General features: G+C 47.8%; 12 protein-coding genes. 6 read left to right on the top strand and 6 right to left on the bottom strand.

All coding sequences use genetic code 11. From position 1 onward, the window contains the following. Window positions 1-56: 56 nt before the first annotated feature. The gene (locus MMY95_RS08460; protein WP_104795627.1) at window positions 57-1,082 is read left to right on the top strand and encodes a MucBP domain-containing protein; all 1,026 of its coding nucleotides are present in this window, start codon (window positions 57-59) and stop codon (window positions 1,080-1,082) included. 89 nt (window positions 1,083-1,171) lie between these two features. Here the strand turns inward: MMY95_RS08460 and MMY95_RS08455 are convergent, their stop codons facing one another. Next, window positions 1,172-2,626 (bottom strand): hypothetical protein, encoded by a 1,455-nt coding sequence (locus MMY95_RS08455; protein WP_202861332.1) that lies wholly within the window; start codon window positions 2,624-2,626, stop codon window positions 1,172-1,174. Between the two features lie 598 nt (window positions 2,627-3,224). Continuing rightward, window positions 3,225-4,802 carry a peptide chain release factor 3 gene (locus MMY95_RS08450; RefSeq protein ID WP_003643227.1) on the bottom strand — a complete coding sequence of 526 codons (1,578 nt, stop codon included), beginning with the start codon at window positions 4,800-4,802 and terminating at the stop codon, window positions 3,225-3,227. Window positions 4,803-5,099: 297 nt separating this feature from the next. On the opposite strand from MMY95_RS08450, the gene MMY95_RS08445 reads away from it, so the two are divergent. The 4 genes from MMY95_RS08445 to MMY95_RS08430 all read left to right on the top strand — a co-directional run bounded on the left by MMY95_RS08445 (window position 5,100) and on the right by MMY95_RS08430 (window position 10,386). After that, window positions 5,100-6,422 carry an NAD(P)/FAD-dependent oxidoreductase gene (locus tag MMY95_RS08445; protein WP_053267066.1) on the top strand — a complete coding sequence of 441 codons (1,323 nt, stop codon included), beginning with the start codon at window positions 5,100-5,102 and terminating at the stop codon, window positions 6,420-6,422. Between the two features lie 170 nt (window positions 6,423-6,592). Then, entirely contained in the window at window positions 6,593-7,489 is an 897-nt protein-coding gene (gene gnd, locus MMY95_RS08440) for a phosphogluconate dehydrogenase (NAD(+)-dependent, decarboxylating) (RefSeq protein ID WP_003644199.1), read from the top strand. A 15-nt stretch (window positions 7,490-7,504) separates the two neighbouring features. After that, on the top strand, window positions 7,505-9,019 hold the full coding sequence (locus tag MMY95_RS08435; protein WP_104795626.1) for an FGGY family carbohydrate kinase: 1,515 nt from the start codon (window positions 7,505-7,507) through the stop codon (window positions 9,017-9,019). A gap of 11 nt (window positions 9,020-9,030) precedes the next feature. Further along, window positions 9,031-10,386 (top strand): gluconate:H+ symporter, encoded by a 1,356-nt coding sequence (locus MMY95_RS08430; protein ID WP_003643223.1) that lies wholly within the window; start codon window positions 9,031-9,033, stop codon window positions 10,384-10,386. A 164-nt stretch (window positions 10,387-10,550) separates the two neighbouring features. Here MMY95_RS08430 and tagD read toward each other — a convergent pair whose 3' ends face one another. Continuing rightward, entirely contained in the window at window positions 10,551-10,949 is a 399-nt protein-coding gene (gene tagD / locus MMY95_RS08425; protein ID WP_003643222.1) for a glycerol-3-phosphate cytidylyltransferase, read from the bottom strand. Between the two features lie 52 nt (window positions 10,950-11,001). Next, complete coding sequence (locus MMY95_RS08420; RefSeq protein WP_003643221.1) at window positions 11,002-12,195, bottom strand: AI-2E family transporter; 1,194 nt, start codon at window positions 12,193-12,195, stop codon at window positions 11,002-11,004. 163 nt (window positions 12,196-12,358) lie between these two features. Between MMY95_RS08420 and MMY95_RS08415 the strand changes: the two genes are divergently transcribed. Further along, the gene (locus MMY95_RS08415; protein ID WP_003644197.1) at window positions 12,359-13,285 is read left to right on the top strand and encodes an L-lactate dehydrogenase; all 927 of its coding nucleotides are present in this window, start codon (window positions 12,359-12,361) and stop codon (window positions 13,283-13,285) included. Between the two features lie 126 nt (window positions 13,286-13,411). Here the strand turns inward: MMY95_RS08415 and MMY95_RS08410 are convergent, their stop codons facing one another. Together MMY95_RS08410 and MMY95_RS08405 are read right to left on the bottom strand one after the other, a co-directional pair. Then, on the bottom strand, window positions 13,412-13,606 hold the full coding sequence (locus MMY95_RS08410) for a type II toxin-antitoxin system Phd/YefM family antitoxin (protein ID WP_003645953.1): 195 nt from the start codon (window positions 13,604-13,606) through the stop codon (window positions 13,412-13,414). A 153-nt stretch (window positions 13,607-13,759) separates the two neighbouring features. Next, window positions 13,760-14,137, bottom strand: a complete 378-nt coding sequence (locus MMY95_RS08405; protein ID WP_003645954.1) for a helix-turn-helix transcriptional regulator — start codon at window positions 14,135-14,137, stop codon at window positions 13,760-13,762. Window positions 14,138-14,214 lie beyond the last annotated feature (77 nt).

Raw genomic sequence — 14,214 nt, 5'->3', positions numbered from 1 at the left:
CCTTGTGAATGCGTTATACTAGTGATAATTAATTTATTAATGAAAGGAGTGGTCACGTGTCGTTTCTTGACCGACTTAAAGGAATGCTTCAGGCACTAAACAGCACGGAAGCCGCCACAAGCGCTACTGAGGCACCACGTTCCATTGCCGCACAAACTGCCGCAGCACCTACAGTTAACCAAACAGAAGCATTAGTTCTCGTTCACCACCTAGATCAGGATGGCAATGAACTGCAGGCTGCTGATATGATTGCTGGCACCATTGGCGAAGAGATTCACTTGCCAGCCGTCAGCATCACCGGCTACCACCTCGTCCATATCGAAGGCTTGACTCGCTGGTTTACGACCCCACAGGCTAGCATCACGTTGACTTACGAACGCCAAGCTGGCCAACCAGTCTGGATGTACGCCTATGACATTGACCGCCGCGAACTAATTGGCCGGCCGACCATGTACCGGGGGAAATTAGGAACCCCTTACGAAGTCAGTGCGCCGACCGTCGCCGGTTTTAAGCTCCTCCGTTCCGTAGGCGACGTGACTGGGGAATACACGACCACTTCCAAGACGGTCCTTTTTTTCTACCGCAATCAAAATTGGCAGAAAACTGACCTCAGTACTGGTTTTGTCCAAGTCAACAAGTTGACCGCCGTTTATCCGTATCCTGGGGCAACTACGACCAACTATTTAACTAAGCTCCAGCCCGGTAGCACTTATAAAACGTACATGCGCGTTCGCTTAGTCACTCACGAGACCTGGTATGCGATTGGCGATGATCAGTGGATTCCGGAGACGCACCTCCAATTAACTACCGGTGACACACTGTTACTCAAGTTGCCAGCCGGCTACCGCGTCCAAAATAAACGGCCTGTTCGCCAAACCGGCGTTGTCAGTTTTGTCCCTGGCAAACAGGTCCACACATACATCGAACCATATGGCCGCTATTTAACCACCGTCACTCATGGTGACACGGTCAATTTGATTGAGCGAATGGCCGACGACAACGGGGTCGTCTGGTATCGCCTGCAAGATCAAGGTTACTTGCCGGGCCGTTATTTAACGAAATTAGACCCACCGTTTGCTTAAACAAGACTTTTGTTCGATTAACGCGAACCATGCTAAAATGCGCCACTCGCTAGCTTCAATCTAATCTAGCGAGTGGCGCATTTTAATATCTACTTATCAACAATTATGCGCATCAACTCGATGCCCCGATTCGTCAGCAAGAAACCTTCCTGGCTGTGGTGCATGAAGACTAACCCTTCAAACTCGCGATCACTAGCAAAGTTCGCCTCACCGACCTGACTAGTCGTCAAGTGTCCCAGTTTAGCCGCTGGAAGTGACGTAATACTCTCATCGGAGACCAGGTAGAGCCGACCAGTAATCTCGTTATATCCAATCGATTGGGCGAAGAAACCCGGATTATTAGCTAACCCCTGCGCGAGTTGTTCAAAATGTACACCAGTCGTCGAACTGATTGTGCCACGATAAAGCGTGACATTGCCATTTCTGAGCTGACTCGCATGCGTCCAATAATAGGCCTGCCCAGCGCGATCAAAAGTCAGTTCATCACCTAGACGCCCGCTACCAGTAGTAAAGGCAATTTTAAGATCCGGCGTCAGGGATTGCGGATTTAGTCGCGCAACACTTGCAAGCTGATCACGTGCCGTCGATGAAATAAACCACAGCTCGTTCGTCTTAGGATTTAAAGCTAGTGACTGAACGTGTCCCGCCGTAAACTCCGGCCCCACTTCAATGGCGGCCAGCACCCGACGGTCAAAAGCCGTCATCTTCCCGTCGAATTGGTGAGCTGCTGCTACTCGGACCATCGCCATCTTCCCTGATTGCCCAGCCCCTAAAGCCATCAGGCGTTGCCAATCATAGCGAACGACCCAGCCAGTCTGGTCGGCGCCACCCAACTGTTGATCATTGACGTACATGACGTACAAGTACCGATTGTCAGCTGAAAACGTCGCACTCTGTGGGTCATTCAATAAGCGGCTCCCTAACTGTTGCGGTAAATACAGTGCTGTTTTGAAATGATAATGGTCGCGATAGCCACTACTCTGGCGCAACGTGTCTGGCTGATTTTGTAGCCCCTGAGTCGCTAGATACGCGGCGGTAGGACGAAACAAAATATGCTCAGTGGTGTACCGTCCCGCCCCTTTTAAGGGTAAATAACTCAGCTTATTGGCCGCGCGCGTCACCCCGTGTTCCTGTTGATCCGTTGTCACCACGCGCATCGGTTGCCGCGTGGGTGTCTTAATATCAGTGACCCTGGTTCCGACAACTCGTACGGTGTCCGCCAACGCCCAGCTCAGTCGCCCAGCAGTCCCGTGACGCACCTGCCAATAAGTCACTAACCGCTTGTTTTGTGTCACCATCACCTGACCAACCCGTTGCCAGTGACTAGTCGTCCGGGCCGTCCCACGTGGCGTTAATTGCATCGTTGCACGATTTAATTGATATAAGCGCGTTTGTTTCGATTCAAGTTCACAATTCCGGGGCGCTAAGCTTTGCACCGCTGGCCACCGTACCAAGTTCGTCGCCGCGTGCACCGTCACCGGGCCCCACAACCCCATTCCTAACATCAATCCCAGCATCCAGCGTCCCCTTATTTTCAATCTCATCGCCCCCTACAATCTAAATTGCAGATTGATTGTATCGTAATTCTCTCACCTTAGCAGTGCTACAACGTTGGTTTACATGGTGAATTTACATGGACCGATAAGCATGTTAGAAGAACCTCTCATATCACTTCTATCCGGTCCCGCCACACAAAAAATGATGAGACCGCCAAATCAACTTGGCAGCCCCATCATTTTATGAACTATTCACATATTTGTTTGTGCTTTTGCTTGAGACACATTGTAACTTTTCTATCCGTTAAATCAAGAGCAGCCAGCTTAGGCCCGCTGGAAACATTTCGAGTTAGCGACCAATTGCACCAAGTTAAGTGGCCGTTCATCAGCCATTCGAGCGGGTTCCCGAAACGTGCTCGGTGACAATGCTCAGTAGCCAAATTATTCTTAGCTGGAAGTGATTTTCTTCCGGCTTAGAATAAGACTCGTATTTGAGCTAACGCGGGTTGTGCGTTAACTCAAATTGATGTCGGCTTACGTTCCAGCAATAGTCACCCAGCCCCGGAGGTCGAAATAGGACGCACATCGACTGACGAACAGTAATCTAACTAGATTGGTCAGCTAAGTGTAAACCACAATATAAATCCTAGAGCTTCGAGGTCAGCTTGACATCCGGATACTTATCCGCAAACCAGCGTTCGGCAAAGGCATTTTCGAATAAGAAGAGCGGTGCCCCGTAACGGTCCTTGACCAATAGATTCCGCGAACTAGACATCTTTTCATCCAATTGTTCGGGATCGATCCAACGGGCAGTCTTGCTACCCATTGGTTCCATGACAACTTCCGAATTATATTCATTTTGCATCCGGAATTTGAAGACTTCAAATTGAAGTTGACCGACTGCACCGAGAATATAGTCACCCGTTGAATATGAAGTGTACAACTGAACGGCACCTTCTTGAACCAGTTGTTCAATACCTTTATGGAAGGACTTCTGTTTCATGACGTTCTTGGCTGTAACGCGCATGAAGAGCTCCGGCGTAAATTGCGGTAACTTTTCGAATTGAACCGCATTTTTGCCAGCGTAAATCGTATCTCCAATTTGGAAGTTACCTGTGTCGTAGAGGCCGACGATATCGCCAGCAACGGCAGTTTCCACCGTTTCACGGGTATCGGCCATGAATTGCGTAGAGTTGTTTAAGCGCATCTTCTTACCAGTCCGCTGCAAGACCACGTCCATCCCCCGGTCAAATTCGCCAGAACAAATGCGGACAAAAGCGATCCGGTCACGATGGTTCGGGTTCATGTTGGCTTGGATCTTGAACACAAAACCGGCAAATTCATCGTCGGTTGGCTGAACGACTTGGTCATCACGAGTCTTATGAGCAGCGGGTTTAGGCGCATACTGCAGATACGTCTTCAAGAACGTTTCGACCCCGAAATTGGTGAGGGCGGACCCAAAAAATACTGGCGTCATGTCTCCCGCCATTACTTTAGCTTCGTCAAAATCATTACCAGCTTCGTTGATCAATTCGACTTCATCCAACGTGTCACGATAAATACTGTCCTTGGTCAATTCATTACTAGGATCAAGCTCACCGTTCTCGTCTAGTGGTAAGAACGTTTCGCCATGAGCTTCATTATGATAAAGTTCCACACGGTGATTGTAACGATCGTATAAGCCCTTTAAGCCCTTACCCATACCCATTGGCCAGTTCATTGGATAAGTTTCGATTCCGAGGACTTCTTCGACTTCGTTCAACAAGTCCAATGGTTCGCGACCATCACGGTCCAACTTGTTCATGAACGTAAAGATCGGAATGCCCCGCATCTTACAAATTTGGAATAACTTCTTCGTTTGTGGTTCGATCCCCTTAGCCGAGTCAATGACCATGACAGCGGAATCGACCGCCATCAAAGTCCGATAAGTGTCTTCCGAGAAATCCTCATGTCCGGGCGTGTCCAAGATGTTGATCCGTTTGCCATCGTAATCGAATTGCATCACGGAACTTGTTACTGAGATTCCCCGCTTCTTTTCAATTTCCATCCAGTCAGACTTGGCAAAGTTCCCACTTTTACGGGCTTTAACCGTTCCGGCCTGACGAACAACGCCACCAAACAATAACATTTGTTCCGTAATGGTGGTTTTCCCGGCATCCGGGTGAGAAATAATCGCAAAGGTACGCCGGGTATTGACCGCGGCGGTTAATTCTGTCTTATTCATTAAAAATTCCTTTCATCATAACCTGTATATTCAACGTGCACGGTGGTACCGTCCCACCGTAAAAAAACATAGCCTTACATATTTTACTGATATTTGACCAAAAAATCCAGTACCACCGACTATCTTGCACCGATTCGGTGGGAATTCACTTAACAAAGTCATGACAGACCAGTTGCAATCGATTTCAGGGCCATACTTTTAAATTAAGGCCGCGTTTTATTTGGCATGTTAAATTAAGTTGTGTACAATGTATTTGTTTTTAAATAACTGTGATTTGGGAACGAGGAGGATTTTAATATGTCAGAAAAATTTGACGTTGTATATCTAGGTAGCGGTCACGGAACGTTTGACGGGGCCATTCCGTTAGCGGCTCGTGGCAAAAAAGTAGCCGTCATTGAAGCTGATTTGATTGGTGGTACCTGTCCTAATCGGGGTTGCAACGCTAAAATCACCTTAGACCAGCCGGTAGCATTAAAAAATCAAGTTGCTAACTTCCAAGGATACGGTCTGCGTGGTGAACCGACGATTGATTGGCAAGCCAACTTTGACCACGAACGCGACGTCATCGCCGGCTTACCAGATATGATTGCTGGCTTAATGACTAGTGCCGGCGTGACCCTCATCAATGGCCGCGGAACGTTCGTCGACGACCATACGATTCAGGTGGCGGACAAGACGTACACCGCCGATAAGATTGTCATCGCAACAGGTCAGCATCCACATCGTTTGGACATTCCCGGCACCGAACTCGCCCATGACAGTAACGACTTTTTGAATCTGACCACTTTGCCACACCACATCACCGTGATTGGTGCCGGCTACATCGGACTCGAATTCGCCAATATGGCACTAACAGCCGGCAGTCAGGTCACCCTACTCATGCGTGGTGACCAAGCGCTTCGTCAATTCCACCAACCATTCGTTGAACGATTATTGGCCATTCTCGTGAAACAAGGTTTAGTCCTAAAACGTGAATGGGTGCCAACTGCGATCAAGTCGACTGGTGACCACTTCGAAGTCCTCAGTGCGGATGACAAGATTACAACGGACTGGATCTTGGATGCGACGGGCCGCCAGCCCAACACCGCAAACTTAGGACTTGAAAAAATCGGTGTGGACTACACAGCAGCTGGAATCACCGTCGACGACCACTTGCAAACGAGTGTCGCTGGCATCTACGCATCCGGTGACGTTCTCGCCAAGGATCAACCAAAATTAACACCCACTGCTATCTTTGAGTCGCAATACCTGACCCACCTATTCATGGGTGACACCAATGCCCCCATCAAGTATCCGGCCATTCCATCGGTCGTCTTCACGTCCCCACGATTGGCCCAAGTTGGTACACTTCCAACCAGTGACACTCATAATGTCAAAGTTACCGTCAATGATTTAAAGGATGACTGGTTCCGGCAGACAACGCGCGATGTCACCGGCCATAACTTACTCGTGACGGATGACCAGCACCGGTTGATTGGTGCCGCTGAACTCGGTGAACAGGCCGAAAATACCATTAACACGTTGCTACCAGCGATCCAATATCAATTGACACCGGCGCAACGTGAACAACTCGTGACCCTCTTCCCAAGTATCGGCGCAGCCGTTTGGTCAGTAATTTAACAAATTTTTTCTTGGCAATCAGGCCTGTAAAACCGGGCTTGGTTGCCATTATTTTCAGTCTAATGAAAATAATTTACAAATATATGGTTGATTTATGTAAATAGTTTTATTACAATGTAAGCGAATACAAAAAGCACTTAATATTTTTCATATAAAAGAGGGGTTTCATCATGAAATTAGGATTGATTGGCTTAGGTAAAATGGGAATGAACTTAGCGTTGAACATGCAGGATAACGGGCACACGCCAGTGGGAATGGATCTTAACCCCACTAATCTTAGTACCGCCAGTGCTCACGGGTTGGCGACGGCCACGGATCTCACCAATTTGCTTGACCAGTTGCCAACACCACGGATCGTGTGGATCATGGTACCCGCTGGTAAGGCAACCAACAGCGTTATCGAACAGTTAGCCCAGACTTTAAGTGCAGGTGACATCGTCCTCGATGGCGGTAATTCGCACTATCAAGATAGTATCCGCCACGGCGAATTACTGGCAAGTCACCACATCAACTTCTTAGACGTCGGGACGTCGGGCGGTCAAGCTGGTGCACGCCACGACGGCAATTTTATGATTGGTGGCGACCTCGCCACTTTCCAAGTCGTCGAACCACTATTTAAAGCGATTGCCGCTCCCGATGGGTATTTGTACACCGGCCCTGTTGGCAGTGGTCATTACCTGAAGATGGTCCACAACGGAATTGAGTATGGTATGATGGCAGCAATAGGTGAAGGCTTTGACGTTTTACAGCATAGTCAGTTCACTTACGACAACGCGGCCGTCGCCAAAATGTGGAATAACGGCTCAGTCATTCGCAGCTGGTTAATGGGCTTAGCTCAAGATGCATTCAGCAAGGATGGTAATCTAGATGACATCAAGGGTGTTATGCATTCATCCGGTGAAGGTCGCTGGACCTTAGACACGGCCCTAGACCAACAAGTCGCCACCCCGGTCATTGCGATGGCCTTGATGATGCGCTACCGTTCAGAAACCGATGACACATTCACTGGTAAAGTTGTTGCCGCCCTACGTAACGAGTTTGGTGGCCACGCTGTCGATCACGAATAGGAGGAACGAAGCACCATGACTTACCTTATTGGAACTGATTTAGGAACCACAAGTACCAAATCCGTCTTGTACGACCACCAGGGTCACGTAATTGCGAGTGCCAACGTTGGCTACCCACTCTATCATGATACCGTGACCACGGCCGAAGAGGACCCGCAAGAAATCTGGCAGGCAGTCCAAGCGACCATCCATCAAGTAAGTGCTGGCATTGATCCCGAAGACATCGAAGGAATCGCCTTTTCATCCGCAATGCACAGCTTGATCCTACTTGACAGTCAGAAACAACCGCTGACCCGGGTCATCACTTGGGCAGATAACCGGGCCGCACAAGACGCCGCTGAATTGAAAAGTCAACCCCTGGGCGATCGCCTATATCACCTTACGGGAACGCCGATTCACCCGATGAGTCCCCTGGTTAAGCTTCACTGGCTTGCCCATCATTCACCGGAATTACTAGCACAAACCTGTCACGTAGTCGGAATTAAAGAATACTTGATTTACAAAATGACGGGCCAACTTCAAATGGATTATTCAATGGCCAACGCCACTGGCCTATTCAATCTTTATAACTTCGATTGGGAACCTGTCGCGCTCGACTATGCACGCATCACCCGCACGCAGCTACCACCATTGGTCGATACCGACGCCGTGATCGATGGACTGACACCAGTCGCAGCATCAACCCTGGGACTCGCACCCACAACGAAAATTATCATGGGTGCAAGTGACGGTGCCCTTTCAAACTTGGGGGTGGGGGCTGATGAACCAGGAGTTGCGGCCATTACGATTGGCACTTCCGGTGCTGTACGGGTGATGACGAAACAACCATACTTGGATCCTGAAGGCCGACTATTTTGTTACTACGTCGCGCCGCACCACTGGATTGTTGGTGGGCCAATCAATAACGGTGGTCAAGTCTTCCGGTGGGTCCGCGATGAACTCTTCACTACTGAAAGCCAAACCGCCCGTGCGAATCAACAAGATCCATACGACCAATTGACAGCGCTTGCCGCAACCGTTCCCGTCGGTGCCCACGGACTCTTATTTCACCCCTACTTAAGTGGTGAACGCGCGCCTCTCTGGAATGCGGATGCCCGCGGTTCACTGCTAGGCGTCACCACAACCACGACCAAAGCCGATATCGCGCGTGCAGTCTTAGAGGGTATCGTGATGAACCTGAATACCGTCCTACAATTGACGGCAGCCGCCGAACCAGTTCATGCGATTCGGGCCACTGGTGGCTTTGCCCGTTCAAGTTTATGGCGGCAAATTTTGACTGACGTATTGGGACAACCCATTACGATTCCAGCGAGCTTCGAAAGTTCCTGTCTAGCAGCGGCCGTGATTGGACTCAAGGCACTGGGGCATATTGATGATTTAACCGCGATTCACGCCATGATTGGTGCAACCGAGACTTATCAACCCAACGCCGCCAACCACCAGTTATATCATCAACACCAAGTCGTTTTTGACCACGTAACGGCGCAATTGGCACCGTTATATCACGAAATTGCTACTCTAAATCGTTAGGAGTGTCCACTATGCCATTTGTTGTTCTTACACTCGGCATCCTACTACTATTACTATTAATTATTAAATTCAAGCTGAATACCTATATTGCACTGATTGTTACGGCCGTCGTCGTCGGAATCGGACTAGGGATGCCATTAACTAAGATTGCTACTAGTATTCAGAACGGGATTGGCAGTCAACTGGGTGAGTTAGCACTAGTCTTCGGCTTCGGTGCCATGCTCGGCCGCTTAGTAGCCGATGCTGGTGGTGCTTACACGATTTCCACGACACTATTGGATATTTTCGGGCGCAAACGGCTACAAATTGCCATCGTAGTCGCCTCATTTATCATCGGGATTGCCCTCTTCTTCGAAGTTGGGATCGTCTTGTTGATTCCAATCGTCTTTGCCATTGCGATCGAAGCACAAGTTCCCGTTCTCTATCTGGGGATTCCCATGGGCGCCGCATTATCTGTTACTCACGGATTCTTACCACCGCACCCGGCACCAACTGCAATTGCGACGACGCTAAATGCGAACGTGGGTCATGTGCTACTATTCGGGATCATTATTGCGATTCCAACTGTTTATATCGCAGGACCGCTCTTTTCACGCTGGGCGCAAAAGATGGTTCCTGACGCATTCACCGGTAAACCACACCTGCCACTTAGCAGTAACAAACGTCAATTCAAAGTATCTGAAGCACCCGGGTTTGGACTCAGTGTCTTAACGGCGCTCTTCCCCGTGATTCTGATGACAATCACCACCGTCTACGAATTAGTCGTTGATCACGGTGTGACACCTAAAAACCCGTCGACCCTTGACCAAATCATTCGTTTGATTGGGGCACCCGGAATTGCCATGTTAATTTCACTATTATTCGCCCTCTGGTCAATGGGGATTCACCAACACAAGACCAATAAGGCCATCACGGCCACCATCGAAGATGCCACTAAGTCAATTGCCATGTTATTACTAATCATCGGTGGGGGTGGCGCCTTCAAACAGATCTTAATTGATGGGGGTGTTGGTAAGGCCGTGGCCCAGTTGTTCAGTGGCAGCAGCATCTCACCACTGATTCTTGGCTGGCTAGTCGCTGTCATCTTACGGGTCTCACTCGGCTCCGCTACCGTAGCGGCCCTCACGGCAGCCGGCCTAGTTGCGCCGTTAATGACGCAAGCTGGTATCGACCCCGCCCTGATGGTAATTGCCATCGGCTCTGGGAGTGTCGCCGCTTCTCACGTGAACGACGCTGGTTTCTGGATGTTCCGGGAATACTTCGACCTGACCGTCAAGCAAACGCTGCTTACATGGACGATGTTAGAAACGATCATCGCTGTCTGCGGTCTCGGAGGCGTGTTGGCGCTCAACGCCATCTTCCATTAAGCCCTTTGAACTGGCTGAATGCTAACTATAATCCGCATCGAACCAGTCCATGGTCATTTAGGCGTGACTTACTAATAACTGTTAATTAAAACACCGCTGTTACGCAGCTTGAAGTTGCGGGTAACGGCGGTGTTTTGTGACTGATAAATCATCTAGCTTAGTGGTTAATCCTTGGATTGCATCCCTAAATCGTGCTTGATACGCGTCGATGAGATGCCTTCAGTACGGGGCAAATAGACCACCTCGCAGTAGTCTTTTAGAAAATCAAACTTGCCGCGCCAATCGTCACCCATCACGAAAATATCAATATCGTTATCAACGACATCCCGGATTTTTTGATCCCAGCTTTTCTCAGGTAACACTTCATCGACATAGCGAATGGCTTGCAAAATATACTTACGATCCTCATACGAGGTGTACGCATGCTTACCCTTCTCAGCATTGAATTCGTCGGTCGAGACGCAAACGGTCAAATGATCGCCCAAGGCCCGTGCACGCTTAAGCAACCGAATATGGCCTTTATGCAACAAATCGAATGTCCCATACGTAATTACTTTCTTCAAAAAATCACTCCTTATGCCACGTTCAATCTTAATTCACCAATTATAGCACAGACTACTTTTTTGATTTAGTGGTCGTCGTCAAGTCTGCTTTAGTCGCCTTAGCAGGTTGCGGCTGATAGACCGTCGTTTGCTTGCGCAAGTGCTCCTCATTTCGTAACTCGACAATATTATAGAGGTAAATAACCACGGTCCGGACCACAGCATAGAACGGAATCGCTAAAATCATGCCAAGAATTCCGGCAATATTTCCCGCTGCTAGTAATAAAATAATGATCGTTAACGGGTGGATTTTGAGTGTCCGACCAATAATGTTGGGATAGATTAAGTTTCCATCAACCTGTTGAACAATCACGACTACGATAATCACGTACACTACCTGCATCGGTGACTTGGTGAAGGCCACGATGAGTGATGGCGCGATTCCAATGTAAGGTCCTACGTACGGAATAATGTTCGTCAATCCAGCAATCACGCCAAGCAATAACCCGTATGGTTGCGAGATCAACATGTAGCCAATCGCCGTAAACGTCCCCACGAAGAGACACTCAATAACCTGACCACTGATATAACTAGAAATCGTGTCGCCCATCTTTTGTAGTAAACCAATGACTTCAGGCCGCTGTTTCTTCGGTAAGAACCGACTGATAGCTGGAATGAATTTCTCACTATCCTTCAACATATAGAACAATACGACTGGAATCGTAATTGCCATGATCGTCACACTCGTAATCGTGGAAATCACCGTAACAACACTACTTGATAATGATGACAAAAAGTTCTGAGAATACTTACTGATTTCACCATTGAATTGCTTGGTGTACGAGCTAATGTCAATTCTTTTCAGTACCGAACTATTATTGATCAGCTTAGTAGCGGCTTTTTGCATCTCAGTGGCAATACTTGGTAGGTTATAAATCAGTTGTGTCACCTGACTGACTAACCGTGGCAATAGGGAAACCGCTCCCCACACCAGTAACCCGAATAATAGCACAAATACGATAGCCACAGCTCCGGTTCGAGAAATCCGAAACTTCTTGTAATGAACCTTAGTCAACAACTTGACCAAGGGATTCAACATATAAAATAAAAATCCTGAAATCAAAATTGGCATGAACACGACACTTAAAAACGTGCCGATTGGCTGAAACAAAAAACCAATGTTCGTGCAGACCCAGATCAAGGTCGCCACAATCAAAATTTCAAGTGACCAAAATAACAAGGCCGAATCTTTTAGGCGCTTAAACACTCGCGCTCCTCCCTTTCTTGGTGCAACTATTAATGCGTTAATTATACCCTATTTCACTTAGTCCGAATACGATTTCGATATTTCTCACAAAATCTATTTAAAATCAATGAGAATAATGGTAATTTAATTAATGAACGATAAACTTTCAAAGGAGCGCTACATTATGTCACGTAAAATTGCCATTATCGGAATGGGACACGTCGGTTCAACCGCCGCTCACTACATCGTCGCCAATGGCTTTGCCGATGACCTTGTCCTCATCGATACGAACACCAGCAAAGTTGAAGCAGACGCGCTTGATTTTCAGGATGCAATGCCTAATTTACCTTATCACACGAATATCATTATCAATGACTATAGCAGTCTCATTGATGCCGATGTCATTATCTCAGCTATCGGGAATATTAAGTTACAAGATTCACCAACTAATGACCGCTTCCTAGAATTACCCTTTACCAGCACACAAGTCAAAGACGTCGCTGCTAAAATCAAAGCCAGTGGTTTCAACGGAATTCTAGTCGTCATTACTAATCCCGTGGACGTCATCACGTCGATCTACCAAGCGGTTACCGGGTTGCCAAAGAATCATGTGATTGGGACAGGAACACTACTGGACTCTGCACGAATGAAACGAGCGGTCGCCAGTGCACTACACCTGGATTCACGGTCCGTGGCCGGCTACAACCTGGGTGAACACGGCAATTCCCAATTTACAGCTTGGTCAACGGTACGCGTGTTAGGTCAACCAATTACCAAATTAGCCGCTGACCGCGGTTTAGATTTAACCAAACTAGACGCCGAATCACGCGACGGTGGCTTCCGGGTCTTCCATGGCAAAAAATATACGAGTTATGGCGTGGCAACGGCCGCGGTGCGCTTAGCCAACACGGTCTTGAATGACGCCCTCACCGAACTCCCCGTTTCAAATTTCCGGGAAGAATACGGCGTATACCTTTCATATCCAGCCGTCGTTGGTCGTGACGGGATCGTCGAACAAGTTCAATTGGATCTCACAGACGAAGAATTGAAAAAATTACAAGTTTCAGCTGATTATATCAAAACCAAGTACGCTGAAAGTCAGACCGACTAATCAGCACTCAAACGTCAACGAACTAACACTTTCAAAAAGGCACCACCGACATGATTATGTCGGTGGTGCCTTTAGCTTATTGGACTAAGCGAACCTTGACTGGCACGATTAGTTCTTTGTTATTATTTAACTGAATTCCATGTCATGATGATTCGTTTTGGCTAATTGGCTGACAATCTGCAACCAGTCTTTCATACTAACCATTACCGCTGAATCTTGGGTACTGGGATTTTCCACCTCAATGGTATCGTGGCCTTGATTAACAATCGTTAACAACTGGTTGATATTCTTTTTTGCTAATGCGGTAGTAACTTTTTTCATACGCCCATCTCCCAATCCGTTCCATAATTGTTGCCATTGTGCACCATTCATTCAAACCCGTCAAGCGCTGCTAGCAATTATTCAAGTAACTGAGCAATATTTTACACTAAGCAGGTCCCAGTTGCACCTAAAAGAACCGAGTTTTACTTAAAATTAAAGTCGCGGGGTCTTGAACATCGACTTCAAGACGTTTCTGATAATTTTCATTTGTTCATTAGTAATCGGCTGGCCGTCGTATTCAAACTGGTTTTTCTTGTTTTCAATCACTTTTTTAAGATCAACAGCAGCGGCATTGGTCGCCTTAGCTGTCGGTTCTTTATCCTTACCAACCAATTTGGTATAACTCGTACCGAGCACTTGAGCAACTTCCTTAAGCGTACCGACTGACGGCGTGTGCTTTTTCCAACTATAGATGGCACTCGCACTTAAGCCTGCTAAGGTCGCTACTTCCGCTAAGGTCAATCCATTCTTCTTGGCAAATTGCCGAATATTCTTAAGTAATTCACCGTTATCAATCTTCAAAAAAGCCAAGTTCGTCACTCCTATCGGTCAAGATCTAATCAATTATTGTTAATCCACTCAAGCTGTAGACATTACTTAATCGAACC

This window comes from Lactiplantibacillus sp. ME-2 (assembly GCF_022549155.1).
Classification (GTDB): domain Bacteria; phylum Bacillota; class Bacilli; order Lactobacillales; family Lactobacillaceae; genus Lactiplantibacillus; species Lactiplantibacillus plantarum.
Note: the sequence above shows the minus strand (reverse complement) of the source record. Positions and strands in the feature narration are given on the sequence as shown.